The 16,671-nt window shown below is 74.2% G+C and carries 12 protein-coding genes; 6 read left to right on the top strand and 6 right to left on the bottom strand.

Going from position 1 to position 16,671, the window contains the following annotated elements:
* Window positions 1-129 precede the first annotated feature (129 nt).
* Window positions 130-912, top strand: coding sequence for a phosphatase (locus ACIGW2_RS23750; RefSeq protein ID WP_361583321.1), 783 nt, complete (start codon window positions 130-132; stop codon window positions 910-912).
* A 56-nt stretch (window positions 913-968) separates the two neighbouring features.
* Here the strand turns inward: ACIGW2_RS23750 and ACIGW2_RS23755 are convergent, their stop codons facing one another.
* The 4 genes from ACIGW2_RS23755 to ACIGW2_RS23770 form a co-directional block, all read right to left on the bottom strand.
* Window positions 969-1,907: a cation diffusion facilitator family transporter gene (locus ACIGW2_RS23755; RefSeq protein ID WP_399845619.1), complete on the bottom strand. Its 939-nt coding sequence runs from the start codon at window positions 1,905-1,907 to the stop codon at window positions 969-971.
* 23 nt (window positions 1,908-1,930) lie between these two features.
* Entirely contained in the window at window positions 1,931-2,800 is an 870-nt protein-coding gene (locus ACIGW2_RS23760) for an acyl-CoA thioesterase (protein ID WP_399845622.1), read from the bottom strand.
* The gene (locus ACIGW2_RS23765; protein ID WP_356072408.1) at window positions 2,801-3,958 is read right to left on the bottom strand and encodes an acyl-CoA dehydrogenase family protein; all 1,158 of its coding nucleotides are present in this window, start codon (window positions 3,956-3,958) and stop codon (window positions 2,801-2,803) included.
* 76 nt (window positions 3,959-4,034) lie between these two features.
* Entirely contained in the window at window positions 4,035-5,183 is a 1,149-nt protein-coding gene (locus ACIGW2_RS23770; protein ID WP_399845626.1) for a helix-turn-helix domain-containing protein, read from the bottom strand.
* A gap of 165 nt (window positions 5,184-5,348) precedes the next feature.
* Between ACIGW2_RS23770 and ACIGW2_RS23775 the strand changes: the two genes are divergently transcribed.
* Window positions 5,349-5,957, top strand: a complete 609-nt coding sequence (locus ACIGW2_RS23775; protein WP_391655634.1) for a hypothetical protein — start codon at window positions 5,349-5,351, stop codon at window positions 5,955-5,957.
* Here the strand turns inward: ACIGW2_RS23775 and ACIGW2_RS23780 are convergent.
* Entirely contained in the window at window positions 5,954-7,414 is a 1,461-nt protein-coding gene (locus ACIGW2_RS23780) for a PucR family transcriptional regulator (RefSeq protein ID WP_399845629.1), read from the bottom strand. The two genes, ACIGW2_RS23775 and ACIGW2_RS23780, sit on opposite strands and share 4 nt — an antisense overlap.
* A gap of 182 nt (window positions 7,415-7,596) precedes the next feature.
* Here ACIGW2_RS23780 and ACIGW2_RS23785 point away from each other — a divergent pair, with 182 nt between their 5' ends.
* The 3 genes from ACIGW2_RS23785 (at window position 7,597) to ACIGW2_RS23795 (ending at window position 12,071) form a co-directional block, all read left to right on the top strand.
* Window positions 7,597-9,084: a sodium:solute symporter gene (locus ACIGW2_RS23785; RefSeq protein ID WP_391655632.1), complete on the top strand. Its 1,488-nt coding sequence runs from the start codon at window positions 7,597-7,599 to the stop codon at window positions 9,082-9,084.
* A 73-nt stretch (window positions 9,085-9,157) separates the two neighbouring features.
* A complete protein-coding gene (speB, locus tag ACIGW2_RS23790; protein WP_391655631.1) occupies window positions 9,158-10,138 on the top strand; it encodes an agmatinase in 981 nt (326 codons plus the stop codon).
* A 250-nt stretch (window positions 10,139-10,388) separates the two neighbouring features.
* Window positions 10,389-12,071, top strand: a complete 1,683-nt coding sequence (locus ACIGW2_RS23795) for a thiamine pyrophosphate-binding protein (RefSeq protein ID WP_391655630.1) — start codon at window positions 10,389-10,391, stop codon at window positions 12,069-12,071.
* 31 nt (window positions 12,072-12,102) lie between these two features.
* Here the strand turns inward: ACIGW2_RS23795 and ACIGW2_RS23800 are convergent, their stop codons facing one another.
* On the bottom strand, window positions 12,103-12,480 hold the full coding sequence (locus ACIGW2_RS23800) for a hypothetical protein (protein ID WP_391655629.1): 378 nt from the start codon (window positions 12,478-12,480) through the stop codon (window positions 12,103-12,105).
* Window positions 12,481-12,851: 371 nt separating this feature from the next.
* Between ACIGW2_RS23800 and ACIGW2_RS23805 the strand changes: the two genes are divergently transcribed.
* Window positions 12,852-16,652: an ABC transporter ATP-binding protein gene (locus tag ACIGW2_RS23805; RefSeq protein ID WP_399845635.1), complete on the top strand. Its 3,801-nt coding sequence runs from the start codon at window positions 12,852-12,854 to the stop codon at window positions 16,650-16,652.
* The last annotated feature ends 19 nt before the right edge of the window (window positions 16,653-16,671 follow it).

Consider the following 16,671-nt stretch of genomic DNA (forward strand, 5'->3'; position numbering starts at 1 on the left):
CGGGCGGACCCGGGCGCCCCGAGCCCCCGGCGGACCCGGTCCGGCGGAATCCGCGGCTCCGCGCGGTGCCGCCCGTACGGGGCGTGGGCGGGGCCCCGCGGGCGCGGCGAGACCGGCAGAATGGGGCCCATGCCGATACTCAGCCGCGCCGCCCTCGTCGAGCACCTCGTCCGGACCCGTATCGCCGGGGACGTCGCCACCCCGCGCGACAACAACCTCAGCCACTACCGGAAGCTCGCCAACGGCGACCGCCACTACTGGTTCGGCCTCGAGTTCGGCGACCGGTGGACCGACGAGCAGGACGTGCTCGCGGTGATGGCCGAGCGCTGCGGGGTCGTCGACGACCCGGCGCACCGCACCGGCCAGGACACCATCGACCCCGAGCTGACCGTCGCGGCCCTCGACCGGATGGCCGCCCGGCTCGCCAAGGCCGCCGCCGCGAAGGAGCGGGTGCTCTTCGCGACCGGCCACCCCGGCTCCCTGATCGACGCGCACAGCCGGATCGCCGCCGGGCTGCGGGCCCGCGGCTGCGAGATCGTGCGGATCCCCGGCGGCCTCACCGCCGACGAGGGCTACGTGGTGCAGTTCGCCGACGTCGCCGTCTTCGAGCGCGGCGCGAGCCTGTGGCACACCCACTCCCCGGAGCCGATGAACGCGATCCTGGACGGCCTGGAGGCGCTCGGCGAGCCCGCGCCCGACCTGGTCGTCGCCGACCACGGCTGGGCGGGCCGCGCGGCCCAGCGCGGCGTGGAGTCCATGGGCTACGCCGACTGCAACGACCCGGCGCTCTTCCTCGCCGAGGCCGAGGGCACCATGCAGGTCACGATCCCGCTCGACGACCACGTGGTGGACCCGCGCTTCTACGAGCCGATGACGGCGTACGTCCTGGACGCGGCGGGCCTGACGGGCTGACCGGCGCCGCTCTCGGCGCGGGCGCCGGGGCGCGCCGGGGGCCCGGGCCGCCGTGCTCACCCCCGGCCCGGCGTCGGGTCCAGGTACACCCGGCGCACCGCGGGGAAGCGCTCGCGGAGCCGGCGTTCGGCGGCCTCGCAGGCGAGTTCGACCTGCTCGGCCGAGACCATGTTGCGGAAGTCGACCTTCGCGGCGACCAGGATCTCGTCCGGGCCCTGGATGAGCGTCGTCAGGTCGAGCACGCCGACCACGTGCTCCACCGCGAGCAGCTCCTCGCGCATCGCGTCCCGGGTGCGCGGCGGCAGCGCCCGGCCGACGAGCAGTTCGGCGTTGGAGCGGCCCAGCACCCAGGCCACGTACACCAGCAGACAGCCGATCAGGAGGGACGCGACGCCGTCCCAGACGCCGGAGCCGGTGAGCTGGCCGCCGAGCAGGCCGCCGGCGGCGAGCATCAGTCCGGTGAGGGCGGCTGAGTCCTCCATGACGACGGCCTTGACCGTGGTGTCCGGGGTGCGCCGCAGATAGCGCCCGAACGGCGCGTCCACCCGCTCCGCCTCGGCCCTGACCTGACGGACCGCGGTGCGCAGCGAGAAGCCCTCCAGGACGAAGGCGACGCCGAGCACCACGTACGAGACGAGCGGGTCGCCGAGCTCCTCGCCCTGCACGAGCGTGTGCACGCCGTCGTAGAAGGAGAAGACGGCGCCGCCCACGAAGGTGGCGACCGCGGCCAGCATCGCCCACACGTAGCGCTCGCTCGCGTAGCCCAGCGGGTGCTCCTCGTCGGCGGGCTTGCCGCTCCGCCGGAGCGCGGTGAGCAGCATGACCTCGGTGACGGTGTCGGCGACCGAGTGGGCCGCCTCGGAGAGCATCGCGCTCGATCCGGAGATCACCCCGGCCACGGCCTTGGCGGCGGCGATCCCGAGGTTCGCCGCCGCGGCCACGACCACGGTGTAGGTGCTGTCCCGGTTCTCGTTCGCCACGCCCGTTTCCGCCATATGTACGACGGTATGTCCGGACGTCAGCGCGGCACGCGAACGACACCCTCCTGGATGACGGAGATCGCGAGCCGCCCGTCCTGCGTGAAGATCCGGGCCTGGCCCAGGCCCCGCCCGCCGGAGGCGGTCGGCGACTCCTGGTCGTAGAGCAGCCACTCGTCGGCCCGGAAGGGCCGGTGGAACCACATGGCGTGGTCGAGCGAGGCGCCGACCACGTCGCCGACCGCCCAGCCGCCCCGCCCGTGGGCGAGCAGCACCGAGTCGAGCAGCGTCATGTCGGAGACGTAGGTGGCGAGGACGACGTGCAGCAGCGGGTCGTCGGCCAGCTTGCCGTTGGTGCGGAACCACACCTGGGAGCGCGGGTCGCGCGGCTGCCCGACCGAGCCCCACGGGGGCACGTCGGCATAGCGCAGGTCGACCGCGGCCCGGGCCTCGATCAGCCGGTCCGCGACCTCGCGGGGGAGGTGGCGCGGGAGCGTCTCGGCCGCGGCGGGCAGCGTGTCCGGGTCGGGCGCGGGCGGCATGTCCGCCTGGTGGTCGAGCCCCTCCTCGTACGTCTGGAAGGACGCCGAGAGGTGGAAGATCGGCTGCCCGTGCTGGACCGCCACCACCCGGCGGGTGGTGAAGGAACGCCCGTCGCGGATCCGGTCCACGGAGTAGACGATCGGCGCGCCCGGGTCGCCGGGGCGCAGGAAGTACGCGTGCAGCGAGTGGGCGAGGCGGTCCTCGGGCACGGTCCGGCCCGCCGCCACCAGCGCCTGGGCGGCCACCTGGCCGCCGAAGACGCGGGGGACGAGCGCGGACCGTGACTCGCCGCGGAAGATGTCCCGCTCGATCCGCTCCAGGTCGAGCAGATCGAGCAGGGCATCGAGTGCGGAGCGTGCTTCGGGCACTTACAGGCCCATGCTCTTGGCGATGATCGACTTCATGATCTCGCTGGTGCCGCCGTAGATGCGGTTGACGCGGTTGTCGGCGTAGAGGCGGGCGATCGGGTACTCGTTCATGTAGCCGTAGCCGCCGTGCAGCTGGAGGCAGCGGTCGATCACGCGGTGCGCGACCTCGGTGCAGAAGAGCTTGGCGGAGGCGGCCTCGGCCGGGGTCAGCTCGCCCGCGTCCAGGGCCTCCAGGGCGCGGTCGGCGACGGCCTCGGCCGCGTCCACCTCGGCCTGGCAGGCGGCCAGCTCGAACTTGGTGTTCTGGAAGTGCGCGACCGGCTTGCCGAAGACCGTGCGGTCGGTGACGTACTGCTGGGCGAACCGGACGGCCGCCTTCGCCTGGGCGTACGCGCCGAAGGCGATGCCCCAGCGCTCGGAGGCGAGGTTGTGGCCGAGGTAGTAGAAGCCCTTGCCCTCCTCGCCGAGCAGGTCCTCGGCGGGCACCTTCACGTCGACGAACGCCAGCTCGGCGGTGTCGGAGGTGCGCAGGCCCAGCTTGTCCAGCTTGCGGCCGATGGAGTAGCCCGCGGACTTGGTGTCCACCGCGAAGAGGGAGATGCCGAAGCGGCGGTCCTCCTCGGACGGGGCGGAGGTGCGGGCGCAGACGATCACGCGGTCGGCGTGGACGCCACCGGTGATGAAGGTCTTGGCGCCGTTGAGGACGTAGTGGGTGCCGTCCTCGGAGAGCTTGGCGGTGGTCTTCATGCCGGCGACGTCGGAGCCGGTGCCCGGCTCGGTCATCGCGAGCGCCCACATCTCCTCGCCGGACACGAACTTCGGCAGGTAGCGCTTCTTCTGCTCGTCGGTGGCGAGCATCTTGATGTACGGGAGCGCCAGCAGCACGTGCACGCCGGAGCCGCCGAACTGCACGCCGGCACGGGCGGTCTCCTCGTAGAGGACGGCCTCGAACTTGTGGGTGTCCAGGCCGGCGCCGCCGAACTCCTCCGGCACGTTGATGCCGAAGACGCCCAGCTCGCCGAGCTTGTAGTAGAAGTCGCGGGGCGCCTGGCCGGCGGCGAACCACTCGTCGTAGACGGGCACGACCTCGGCCTCGATGAAGGCCCGGATGGTCTCCCGGAACGCCTCGTGGTCCTCGTTGAATACGGTACGGCGCACGAGCCGCCTCCTTCGGATGTACGGGCCAGTTGTCTAAGCGCTTGCTCAGGCTCTCGAATCCGAAGTTACCCAGCGGTCACCCGCCCTGTCCATACTCCCCGGCTGTGATCCAGGCCCGGCCCTCCGCGTCGTACCCGAAGGCCGGCCTCCCCTCCGCCCCGCTCGTCCGGAACGGCGCCCCCTCCTCGTCCCCGATCCGCACCGTCCCCCGCCGTCCCGCCGAGCTCCACTCCAGCTCCAGGTACCAGCGGCAGTCGCAGCCCGCCGTCCGTGCCGAGACCAGGAGCTCCTCCGGTTCGGCGGCGGTGACCCGGTACGGGAAGGAGACCGCCGGCAGCGTCCGGCCCTCCCCGGAGGCGTCGTACCCGTCCAGCGGCCGGGCCACCGGACGCGGCCGGTCCAGGTCCACGGCGAAACGGCGCGGCGTCACCGCCCCGCCGCACCCCTGGTCCATCCGGTACGCCGTCCACGGCAGCGGCCTGCCCCGCTCCACCACGCGCACGTGCAGCCCCTGGAGCACCACCGCGGCCGCGCCCTTCCCCTGCACCGACACCCGCACCAGCGTCTCCCCGGCGTGCACGGCCCCGCGCGCCACCGCCCACTCCCGCGCGTCGGCCGGCAGCGGCGGCGGACCGGGCTTCCGCTCCACCAGGTACGCGTGACCGCACCCGCCCTCCCAGACGTGCGAGGCGACGGTCCAGGTCAGCGGCGGAGGCGGGGCGGGAGGAGCCGCCGGGGCCGCCGGCCCTTTCCCGGGCTGCCGTTCCCCGGGCTTCCCGGTGAGGAGCACGGCTCCGAGCGTCACCGCCCCGACGAGCGCCGACACCCCGGCGACCAGCGCCACCCGCCCCCACCGCCGGGACCCGGTCTTGGACGCCCGCTCGGGCACGGGCTCGGGCTCGGGTGCCGGTACGGGCTCGGGCTCGGGTACGGCCTCCGGCTCCGGTACGGCCTCCGGTTCCGGCGTCGCCGGGCGCCGGGCGCGGTCCGCGCGGGCCCAGGCCTCCTCCAGGGACCGCCGCTGCTCCGCGTCCGCGCCGCACAGCACCGCCAGGCGGTCCACGACGGCGAAGTCCTCCGGGACGGTCGCGGCCGAGCAGTAGCGGTGGAGGGTGGAGGCACTGACGTTCAGACGGCGGCCGAGCGCCTCGTAACTCCGCCCGTCCCGTTCCTTCAGCGCGCGCACGCGCCGCGCGAACTCCTCGACGGCGGCGTCCTTCGGCATTCCGTCCCCCCGGCCCGTTCGTCCCAGCCCTTCACGTCCTTGCACGTCAGCGGGGGTGGAATGGTTCCGGGACGGGGGACGGGCGCGGCACCGTTGCCGGGCGGCGGGCGGGGCAGCGAGGCTGGGGAGGCACCGACCGAACCACCCGACGGGGGATCCACCACCATGACCACGCTCCGCACCGCGCTCGCCGCCACCGCCGCTGCCGCCCTGGGCCTCGCCGCCCTCGCCACGGCCCCGGCGCAGGCCGCCGCCCAGCCCGCGTTCCTCTCCGCCGCCCAGATGCCGCCGGCGTCGACGCCGTGGACCGCCACCCCGGTCTTCGACGGCGTGCCGGAGAACGGCGGCGCCCTCTGCGCCCCGTACAAGATCCCGGCGCAGAACACCCGCTACCGCGAGTTCGCCACCGAGCTCGACACCAACGGCGTCCAGATCACCACCGTCGCCCGCACCGAGGCCGACGCCGTGAAGCTGGTCGACACCCTCCGCAAGGCCCTCGCCGGCTGCGGGCCCGTCCTGGAGCAGCAGAACCCGGGCCTGAAGGCCGTCAGCGCCTCCCACGGCAAGGTCGCCGTCGAGGAGGGCGCCTGGGTCTACAGCCTGGACACCGCCGACCCGCAGATCGGCAGCACCGACATCCACCTCTTCTCGGTCGGCCGGGACGGCCGCACGGTCACCTACGTCCGCTGGGGGCAGATGGGCGACCTGAAGGACGCCCCGCTGTCCGCCTTCCGCACGACCACGAAGACCGCCGTGAACAAGCTCTGGTCCTAGCGACCGGCGCCGGTACCGGTACCGGTACCGGAACCGGCACCCAGGGCGAACCACAGCTCCATCCGCACGTCCGGGTCGTCCAGGTCGCGCTCCAGCAGGGCCGCGATGCGGGCGATCCGCTGGCGGACGGTGTTGCGGTGGATGTCCAGGGCCACCGCCGTCCGGTCCCAGCTGCCGTGCAGCGAGAGCCAGGTGCGCAGGGTCTCGGCCTGCACCGGGGAGAGCGGGGCCAGCACCACGCGCGCGTGGGCGGCGGCCTCCGCCGGGTCCACGAGCCCGGCCAGGCCCCGCGCCCGGTGCCGGACCAGCGGAGCCCGGGTCGCCTCCGCGCGCCGCAGCGCCCGGGCCGCCTGGGCGTCGGCGGCCGGGAGGGCGTCCGGCCCGGCGGGGGCGCTCACGCCGAGGGTCCAGCCCGGCTGGTCGGCGACCGCCGTCCCGGACGGCAGCAGGAGCCGCACGGGAGGCCCCGGGTCCGCCAGCGGCGTGCCGAGCGCCGCCGCCAGGGCCGCCGCCGCGAACGGCGTGCCGTCCCCACCGCGCGCGTGCACCACGGTCCACGGCCCCGGGCCGAGCGCGCCCGCCGCCTCCGCCGGGTCCGCGCCGAGCAGCAGCCGGACCAGGGCGGTGTCGCGGGCGGTCACGTCGGCGCCCCGGTGCGGCGCGGTGAGCAGCGAGAGCAGGACCACGGCGACCCCGGCGACGGTGTGGTCGCCCGGCTCGCGCCGCTCGGTCGCCACCCCCAGGGTCAGCCCGTCGCCGCCGCCCAGCGCGTACGCGGCGAGCCGCAGCCCGCCGCCGTCCCCGCTCGCCGACGCGGGACCGCCGGGCCGGGGCCCGACCACGCCCGCGAGGTCCGCGAGGGCCCGGGCCGCCTCGGGCGGCACCGCGCGGCCGGCCGCCGCCGACTCCGTACCGTCCGGACCGAAGAGCACCGCCCGGCCGCCCAGCCGCGAGGCCAGCGCGCCGAGCACGGCCGGCACCGGCGCGGGCCGGGCCGCCGCCGTCGCCAGGGACTGCTGGGCCTCGCTCACCCGCCGCAGCTCGTGCAGCCGGGCCTCCGCCATCAGCCGCCACAGCGCCCGGGCCACCGCCGTGAACGGAGTCCTCGGCGGCACCTCGATCAGCGGCAGGCCCAGCCGCTCGCACGCCTCGACGAGCGCGGCCGGCACCGTGTCGTACACCGGCGTGACGCCGAAGCCGAGCGCCGCCGCGCCCGCCTCCACCACCCGCTCCACGTACCGCGCCGGGTCGGTGAGCTGCACCCCCGCCGTCATCAGCAGCTCGCCGCCGAGGAGGTACGGATAGGGGTCGGCCATCTCCGAGGTGTGCACCCAGTGCAGCGAGACCTCCGCCGAACCGGCCAGCAGCCGCAGGCCCAGCTCCTCGCGGGCGAGCAGGGCGGCGAGCCGCACCGGCGGCGCGGGCGGGGTGGCGGAGGCGGGCTCCGGGACGGGCATGGCGGTGGACCCTTCGTACATCACCCGGGCGAACAGTGGAGGAAACCTACACTTCAGTGTCGCTTTTCGGCCACCTACTGTCGTGACATCCAGAGGCCGCGGGTACGGGCGGATGTCCCCGCGATCCGTCTCTGGCCATTCCCCTGCACGACACGCCACCGAGGTGCGCGAAGGAGGGCCGCATGGCCGTCGACTACACAGTGATCGTCCTGTATCTGGCCGGCATGCTCGCGATGGGCTGGTGGGGCATGCGCCGCGCCCGGTCCAAGAGCGAGTTCCTGGTCGCGGGGCGCCGCCTCGGTCCCTGGATGTACTCCGGGACGATGGCCGCCATCGTCCTCGGCGGCGCGTCCACCATCGGCGGCGTCGGCCTCGGCTACAAGTACGGCCTGTCGGGCGCCTGGATGGTCGTCACCATCGGCCTCGGCCTGCTCGCGCTGAGCGTCTTCTTCTCGGCCCGGATCGCCCGTCTGAAGGTCTACACCGTCTCCGAAATGCTGGACCTGCGCTACGGCGGCCGGGCGGGCATGATCTCCGGCATCGTCATGTGGGCCTACACGCTGATGCTCGCGGTCACCTCGACCATCGCGTACGCCACCATCTTCGACGTCCTCTTCGACCTGCCCCGGACCGCCGCCATCGTGCTCGGCGGCACCATCGTCGTCGCCTACTCGACCCTCGGCGGCATGTGGTCGATCACCATCACCGACATGGTGCAGTTCGTCGTGAAGACCATCGGCGTGCTGCTCCTGCTGCTGCCGATCGCGGTCGTCAAGGCCGGCGGCTTCGCCGAGATGAAGGCCGCGCTGCCCACCTCGTACTTCGAGCCGCTCGGCATCGGCGGCGAGACGATCTTCACCTACGTGCTGATCTACACCTTCGGCATGCTCATCGGTCAGGACATCTGGCAGCGGGTCTTCACCGCCCGCACCGACAAGGTCGCCAAGTGGGGCGGCACCGTCGCCGGGACCTACTGCCTGCTCTACGCGGTCGCCGGCGCCGTCATCGGCACCGCGGCCAAGGTCATGTACCCGAAGCTGCCCAGCGCCGACGACGCCTTCGCCACCATCGTCAAGGACGAGCTGCCGATCGGCGTCCGCGGCCTGGTGCTCGCCGCCGCGCTCGCCGCCGTCATGTCCACCTCCTCCGGCGCGCTCATCGCCTGCGCCACCGTCGCCAACAACGACATCTGGTCACGTCTGCGCGGGGCCGTCGCCCCGCGCGGCGAGGTGGCGGGCGGGGAGCACGACGAGGTGAAGGGCAACCGGGTCTTCATCCTGATCATGGGCGTCGCCGTGATAGGCATCGCCATCGCCCTCAACGACGTCGTCCAGGCCCTCACCGTCGCCTACAACCTGCTGGTCGGCGGCCTGCTGGTGCCCATCCTCGGCGGACTGCTCTGGAGGCGCGGCACCGTCCAGGGCGCGCTGGCCGCGGTCGGCGTCGGCGGCCTCGCCGTGATCGGCCTGATGTGGACTTACGGAATCTTGGCAAATGAGCCTGTTTACTATGGTTTGTTGGCCTCGCTCGCCGCATATGTGATCGTTTCCCTGGCGACCCGCCCGACGGACGCCGCCGTGCTCGCGAACTGGCGCGCCCGGCTGGCGGGCCAGGAGACCCCCGGGACCGAGCCGGACACGGCCTCGGAACCGGCCCCCGTGACCGCCTGACGGCGGCCGCACCCCGGGCGCCGAGAACCGGCGCCCGGCCAGCCCGAGAGACACACCCCAGGAGGACCCGACCATGAGCAGCGACCAGAACGCCTTCCGCGGCCCGATCGACTCGTCCCGCATCCCGCGGTACGCCGGTCCCGCGACGTTCGCCCGGCTGCCGCGACTCGACGAGGTCGGCACCGCCGACGTCGCCGTGGTCGGCGTCCCCTTCGACACCGGCGTCTCCTACCGCCCCGGCGCCCGCTTCGGCGGCAACGCCATCCGCGAGGCCTCCCGCCTGCTCCGCCCGTACAACCCGGCGCAGGACGCCTCGCCGTTCGCCCTCGCGCAGGTCGCCGACGCCGGTGACATCGCCGCCAACCCCTTCAACATCAACGAGGCCGTCGAGACCATCGAGGCCGCCGCCGACGAGCTGCTCGGCACCGGCGCCCGCATGATGACCCTCGGCGGCGACCACACCATCGCGCTGCCGCTGCTGCGGTCGGTCGCGAAGAAGCACGGCCCGGTGGCCCTGCTCCACTTCGACGCGCACCTCGACACCTGGGACACCTACTTCGGCGCCGAGTACACCCACGGCACGCCGTTCCGCCGGGCCGTCGAGGAGGGCATCCTCGACACCTCCGCGCTGTCCCACGTCGGCACCCGCGGCCCGCTCTACGGCAAGCAGGACCTCACCGACGACGAGAAGCTCGGCTTCGGCATCGTCACCTCCGCCGACGTCTACCGCCGCGGCGCCGACGAGATCGCCGACCAGCTGCGCCAGCGCATCGGCGACCGCCCGCTCTACATCTCCATCGACATCGACTGCCTCGACCCGGCCCACGCCCCCGGCACCGGCACCCCCGAGGCCGGCGGCATGACCTCCCGCGAGCTCCTGGAGATCCTCCGCGGCCTGTCCTCCTGCAACCTGGTCTCCGCCGACGTCGTCGAGGTCGCCCCGGCCTACGACCACGCCGAGATCACCGCGGTGGCGGCCTCGCACACGGCCTACGAGCTGACGACGATCATGTCCCGCCAGATCGCGGCCGCCCGGGACGCGGGCACGGAGTAGGACGCTCTGGGGCCGGCCCTGGCGGGCCCACCCGGCAGGGGCCGGCCCCGCCGGGCAGGCCGGCCCTGCAGGCGCCCGCTGGGCGAGCCGAGCCCTGCGGGCAGAGCCCTGCCTCTGCCGGGCGAGCCGAGCCCTGCCGGGCAGGCAGGCGCCCGGCCGGGGCGCCCCCGGCGAGCCGGAACCCCCGCCGACCGGCACCCTGGGAAACCGGCGCCCCCCAGCCGCACCGCCCACCGAGCCAAGGGATCCCATGACTCACGACCACGACCTCGTGCTCCGGCCCAGTGCGGCCCAGACGGAGGCCGCCCTGAACCCGCCCGCCGGGCGGAACGGCGGCGACCTCGTCGTCGAGACCCTCAGCGGGCTCGGCGCCACCACCGTGTTCGGGCTGCCCGGTCAGCACGCGCTCGGCATGTTCGACGCGCTGCGCCGCTCCGACCTGCGCTACGTCGGGCTCCGGGTCGAGAACAACGCGGGCTTCGCCGCCGACGCGTACGGCCGGATCACCGGCGAGGCCGCGCCGCTGCTGCTCTCCACCGGGCCCGGTGCGCTGATGTCGCTCGCCGCGCTCCAGGAGGCGGCGGCCGCCTCCGCGCCGGTGCTGGCCATCGGGAGCCAGATCCCGGCCGCCGGGCTGGGCGGCGGTCGGCACGGGTATCTGCACGAGCTGCGCGACCAGCAGGCCTCGTTCCGGGACGTCGTGAAGTCCGTCCACACGGTCCGCACGCAGTCCCAGATCCCCTCCGCGATCGCCGCCGCCTGGAAGTCCGCGCTGACCGCCCCGCACGGCCCGGTCTGGGTGGAGATCCCGCAGGACGTGCTCCTCGCCGAGACGACCCTGCCGGTGGTCACCGCCATGGACGCCACGCCCGAGGAGGTCGTGCCGCGGCCCGAGCTGACCGCCGTCGCCGCGCACCTCCTGGCCCGCGCCGAGCGCCCGGCGATCATCGCGGGCGGCGGGGTGGTGCGCTCCGACGCCTCCGGCAAGCTGCTCGCGCTCGCCGAGCGCATCTCCGCGCCGGTCGTGACCACCTTCGGCGGCAAGGGCGCCTTCCCCTGGGAGCACCCGCTGTCCCTGCAGTCCTGGCTGGAGGACCGGCACACCACGGACTTCCTGGAGGACGCCGACGTGCTCCTGGTGGTCGGCTCCGGCCTCGGCGAGCTGTCCTCGAACTACCACACCTTCGCCCCGCGCGGCCGGGTGATCCAGATCGAGGCCGACGCCGGCAAGCTGGAGTCCAACCACCCGGCGCTCGGCATCCACGCGGACGCCCGCCTCGCGCTCCAGGCGCTCCTGGAGACGGTGGAGGTACGGGAGGACCCGGGCGCGCCGGAGCGGGTCGCGGCCGTCCTGGGCAAGGTGCGGGACCGGATCGCCGCCCAGGACCTCGGCCTGGAGCAGCGGGTCGTCGCGGCGGTGCGCGAGGCGCTGCCCGACACGGCGCCGAGCTTCTGGGACATGACGATCCTGGCCTACTGGGCCTGGTCCGCCTTCGACGCCCGCCGCCCCAACACCATGCACTCGGCGCAGGGCGCCGGCGGCCTCGGCTACGGCTTCCCGGCCGCGCTCGGCGCCGCCGCGGCCGACCCGACCCGCCCGGTCCTCGCGGTCTCCGGCGACGGCGGCGCGATGTACTCGATCGCCGAGCTCGCCACCGCGAAGCAGTACGGCCTGGACGTCACCTGGCTGATCGTCGACGACGGCGGCTACGGCATCCTGCGCGAGTACATGACGGACGCCTTCGGCGCCGCCACCGGCACCGAACTCGCCCGTCCCGACTTCGTCGCCCTCGCCGAGTCCTTCGGCGTCCCGGCCACCCTGACCGGCCCCGACACCCTGACCGCCGACCTCGCCAAGGCCCTGTCGACCCCGGGCCCCTCGGTGGTCGTCCTCCCGGCCCTGCTGCGCATGTTCGAGCCGACCCACCTCTGAGCCGGCGGGGGTGAGGACGGGGCGGGTGCGGTCACCGCAGGAGGTCCCCGTGCTCCGTCTCGTACAGGTCGAGTCCGGCCCGGAAGCCCAGCAGGAACTCCTTCTGGGCTTCCGTGTGCAGCCCGGTCGGCAGCCGGCCGCCGGGCGGCACGTGGTCGGGTATGGACCGGAAGACGGCGGCCGCCGCGCGGGCGTGCTCCGCACCCCGCGCGTGTGCCGCCCGCAAGCGGTCACCCAGCCTGCCCAGCTGCCGGTTCAGCTCCCGCTCCGGGTAGCGCTGGGCGTCCTGCAGCCCGCCGCCTCCGGCGAGCTTGCCCGGGTCCGGCTGCCCGCTGAGCACGCGCAGGGCGTGCACCGCCGCCCACAGCCGGCCACACAGATACGCGGTGCTCCGCGTCGACTCCGCCATGCCCCACGTCCTACCCCGCAGGGGTATGCGGCGAACGCCCGGCTCCCCGTAAGGGCCGCCGCCCGACGTCTCCCCGCCCGCCCCACCCGGTCCTAGGGGGTGTCTCGCCGATCATGCCGGGCTCTCGACGCCCGGCACCGCGCCTCGCCGCGTTGTCGTCGGTCGCCGATGCTCCGCATCGCTTCCCTCCTCCGCCTTGCGATCCACGGCACCGGACGCCGCTCGCTGATCCGGCCTGATCGACAAGACACCCCCTAGGACCCCGGCCCCGGTCGCCTCGGTCCTTGGGACCGGGATTGTTGCGGCGGGATGAAATCGCACCTCAGCCGCGTTGGGCCTTCCGGTAGAGCAGGACGGACGGGAGGCGCCACGTGGCGGCGGTGGGGCAGAAGCAGACGGGGGAGCGGGGCCCGGGATGGGCCCGCAGGCTCTGGGGGTACGCCTGGCGGTACAAGGCGGACGTGGTGCTCGCGCTGGGCTCCTCGCTCGCCGGCATGGCCGTGCTCGCGCTCGTCCCCCTCATCACCAAGGTCGTCATCGACGACGTGATCGGCGCCCGGACGGGCTCCCTCGCGCTGTGGACCGGGCTGCTGCTCGGCGCCGCCCTCCTCGTCTACGTCCTCACCTACATCCGGCGCTATTACGGCGGCCGGCTCGCCCTCGACGTCCAGCACGACCTGCGCACCGAGATGTTCGGGACGATCACCCGGCTCGACGGGCGGCGCCAGGACGAGCTGTCCACCGGGCAGGTCGTCGGACGCGCCACCAGCGACCTCCAGCTCATCCAGAGCCTGCTCTTCATGCTCCCGATGACCATCGGGAACGTGCTGCTGTTCCTCATCTCGCTCGGCGTGATGGCCGCCCTCTCCCTGCCCCTCACCGCCGTCGCCCTCGCCGTCGCCCCCGCCCTGTGGTGGATCGCCCGCCGCAGCCGCACCCGCCTGCACCCCGCCACCTGGTACGCGCAACAGCAGGCCGCCGCCGTCGCCGGCGTGGTCGACGGGGCCGTGACCGGCGTCCGCGTCGTCAAGGGCTTCGGCCAGGAGGACCAGGAGACCGGCAAGATCCGCGAGGCGGGCCGGAAGCTGTTCGCGGGCCGTCTGCGCACCATCCGGCTCAACGCGAAGTACACCCCCGCCCTCCAGGCCGTCCCCGCGCTCGGCCAGGTCGCCGTGCTCGCCCTCGGCGGCTGGCTGGCCTACAAGGAGCAGATCACCCTCGGCACCTTCGTCGCCTTCTCCTCCTACCTCGCCTCCCTCGTCGGCCCCGTCCGCATGCTCGCCATGGTCCTCACTGTCGGCCAGCAGGCCCGGGCCGGCGTCGAGCGGGTCCTGGAGCTGATCGACACCGAGCCGAGCATCCAGGACGGCACCAAGGAGCTCCCGGCCGACGCGCCCGCCACCGTCGAGTTCGACGACGTCTCCTTCGCGTACGAGAGCGCCGACGGCAAGGCCAGCCCGGTCCTGGAGGGCTTCTCGCTGGAGATCCGGCCCGGCGAGACCGTCGCCGTCGTCGGCGCCTCCGGCTCCGGCAAGTCCACCGTCTCGCTGCTGCTGCCCCGCTTCTACGACGTGACGCGCGGCGCCGTCCTGGTCGGCGGGCACGACGTGCGCGAGCTGACCCTCGACTCGCTGCGCGCCGCCGTCGGCCTGGTCCCCGAGGACAGCTTCCTGTTCTCCGACACGGTCCGCGCCAACATCGCCTACGGCGTCCCCGACGCCACCCAGGAGCAGATCGAGACCGCCGCCCGCGCCGCCCAGGCCGACCGCTTCATCGCCGAGCTGCCCGAGGGCTACGACACCAAGGTCGGCGAGCACGGCCTCACCCTCTCCGGCGGGCAGCGCCAGCGCATCGCGCTGGCCCGCGCCATCCTCACCGACCCGCGGCTGCTCGTCCTCGACGACGCCACCTCGGCCGTCGACGCCAGGGTCGAGCACGAGATCCACGCGGCCCTGAAGTCGGTCATGGCCGGCCGCACCACCCTGCTCATCGCGCACCGGCGCTCCACCCTCGGCCTCGCCGACCGGATCGCCGTCCTCGACGGCGGCCGGCTCGCCGCCATCGGCACCCACGAGGAGCTCCAGGAGCGCTCCGAGCTCTACCGCAGGCTGCTCACCGACCCCGACGAGCTCGGCGCCGTCTCGCCCGGCCACGTCGTGCCCTCCCCCGTAGCCTCCGGCACGGGAGGTGCCCCCACGCCGTCCGAGGACCGCACCCTGCGGGCCGAGCTGGACGCCGAGTTCGACGCCGAGCGCGGCATCACCCCCACCCTGTGGGTACGGGACGAGCGCGCCAAGGAGCGCGAGGCCAAGGGCGCCGGGGCCACCCCGGAGCTGCTCGCCGCCGTCGAGGCGCTGCCGCCGGCCACCGACACCCCCCAGGTCGACGAGGCCCGCGCGGTCGCCCCCGAGACCTCCTACGGCCTGCGCCGGCTGCTGCGCGGCTTCGGGCTCCCGCTGCTGATCAGCCTCGGCCTGGTCGCCGTCGACGCGGGCGCCGGACTGCTGCTCCCGGTCCTCATCCGGCACGGCATCGACGAGGGCGTCAACCGGCTCGCCATCGGCGCCGTCTGGGCCGCCTCCGCCCTCGCGCTGCTCACCGTGCTCGTGCAGTGGGTCGCGCAGACCGCCGAGACCCGGATGACCGGCCGCACCGGCGAGCGGATCCTCTACGCGCTCCGCCTGAAGATCTTCGCCCAGCTCCAGCGACTCGGCCTGGACTACTACGAGCGCGAGCTCACCGGCCGGATCATGACCCGGATGACCACGGACGTCGACGCCCTGTCGACCTTCCTGCAGACCGGCCTGGTCACCGCCTTCGTCTCGGTCGTCACCTTCTTCGGCATCATGGGCGCCCTGCTGGTGCTCGACCTCCAGCTCGCCCTGGTGGTCTTCGCGACCCTGCCGGTGCTCGCCGTCGCCACCTGGTTCTTCCGCCGCGCCAGCGTGAAGGCCTACGAGACGGCCCGCGAGCGCATCAGCGTGGTCAACGCCGACCTCCAGGAGTCCGTGGCGGGGCTGCGGATCGTGCAGGCCTTCCGGCGCGAGCGGTCCGGCGCCGAGCGCTTCACCGCCCGCAGCCAGGACTACCGCGCGGCCCGCATCCACGGCCAGTGGCTGATCTCGGTCTACTTCCCCTTCGTCACCCTGCTGTCCTCGGTGGCCGCCGCGGCCGTCCTGATCGTCGGCGCCCACCGCATCGAGGACCGCACCCTCACCACCGGCGCCCTGGTCGCCTACCTCCTCTACATCGACCTGTTCTTCGCCCCCGTGCAGCAGCTCTCCCAGGTCTTCGACGGCTACCAGCAGGCCGCGGTCTCGCTCAAGCGGATGCAGGAGCTCCTCCAGGAGCCCACCTCCACCGCCGCAGCGGACGCCCCGCTCGACGTGCTGTCGCTGCGCGGCGAGATCGCCTTCGAGGACGTGTCCTTCGGCTACGGCTCCGCGGAGGACGGCGAGGAGGCGCTCAGCGGGATCGACCTGCGCATCCCGGCCGGGCAGACCGTCGCCTTCGTCGGGGAGACCGGCGCCGGCAAGTCCACCCTGGTCAAGCTGGTCGCCCGGTTCTACGACCCGACGTCCGGCCGGGTCACCGCCGACGGCACCGACCTGCGCGAGCTCGACCTCACCGCGTACCGGCACCGTCTCGGCGTCGTCCCGCAGGAGGCGTACCTCTTCGAGGGCACCGTCCGCGACGCCATCGCCTACGGGCGCCCGGACGCCACCGACGCCGAGGTGGAGGCCGCGGCCCGGGCCGTCGGGGCCCACGACATGATCGCCACCCTCGACGGCGGCTACCTCCACGCGGTCGCCGAGCGCGGCCGGAACCTGTCGGCGGGTCAGCGCCAGCTGATCGCCCTGGCCCGCGCCGAGCTCGTCGACCCGGACGTGCTGCTCCTCGACGAGGCCACCGCCGCCCTCGACCTGGCCACCGAGGCCCAGGTCAACGCGGCCACCGACCGCCTCGCCGGCCGCCGCACCACCCTGGTCGTCGCCCACCGCCTCACCACCGCGGCCCGCGCCGACCGGGTCGTCGTCATGGACCACGGCCGGGTCGCCGAGGACGGCACCCACGACGAACTCCTCGCCCTGAACGGGCGCTACGCGGCCCTCTGGCGCACCTTCGTCGGCGAGGACACGGCACAGGAACCGGCCCCGGCCGAGGCGATCTGAGTACGGGAGCGCATACCGG

Origin of the sequence: Streptomyces sp. NPDC053541 (assembly GCF_044544705.1) — a bacterium.
GTDB lineage: Bacteria > Actinomycetota > Actinomycetes > Streptomycetales > Streptomycetaceae > Streptomyces.

What these genes read in the sequence shown, in the direction of transcription:
- ACIGW2_RS23750 (WP_361583321.1), top strand. Translation starts at nt 130, where the DNA reads ATGCCGATACTCAGCCGCGCCGCCCTCGTCGAGCACCTCGTCCGGACC.
- ACIGW2_RS23755 (WP_399845619.1), bottom strand. Translation starts at nt 1,907, where the DNA reads ATGGCGGAAACGGGCGTGGCGAACGAGAACCGGGACAGCACCTACACC.
- ACIGW2_RS23770 (WP_399845626.1), bottom strand. Translation starts at nt 5,183, where the DNA reads ATGCCGAAGGACGCCGCCGTCGAGGAGTTCGCGCGGCGCGTGCGCGCG.
- ACIGW2_RS23775 (WP_391655634.1), top strand. Translation starts at nt 5,349, where the DNA reads ATGACCACGCTCCGCACCGCGCTCGCCGCCACCGCCGCTGCCGCCCTG.
- ACIGW2_RS23780 (WP_399845629.1), bottom strand. Translation starts at nt 7,414, where the DNA reads ATGCCCGTCCCGGAGCCCGCCTCCGCCACCCCGCCCGCGCCGCCGGTG.
- ACIGW2_RS23785 (WP_391655632.1), top strand. Translation starts at nt 7,597, where the DNA reads ATGGCCGTCGACTACACAGTGATCGTCCTGTATCTGGCCGGCATGCTC.
- speB (WP_391655631.1), top strand. Translation starts at nt 9,158, where the DNA reads ATGAGCAGCGACCAGAACGCCTTCCGCGGCCCGATCGACTCGTCCCGC.
- ACIGW2_RS23795 (WP_391655630.1), top strand. Translation starts at nt 10,389, where the DNA reads ATGACTCACGACCACGACCTCGTGCTCCGGCCCAGTGCGGCCCAGACG.
- ACIGW2_RS23800 (WP_391655629.1), bottom strand. Translation starts at nt 12,480, where the DNA reads ATGGCGGAGTCGACGCGGAGCACCGCGTATCTGTGTGGCCGGCTGTGG.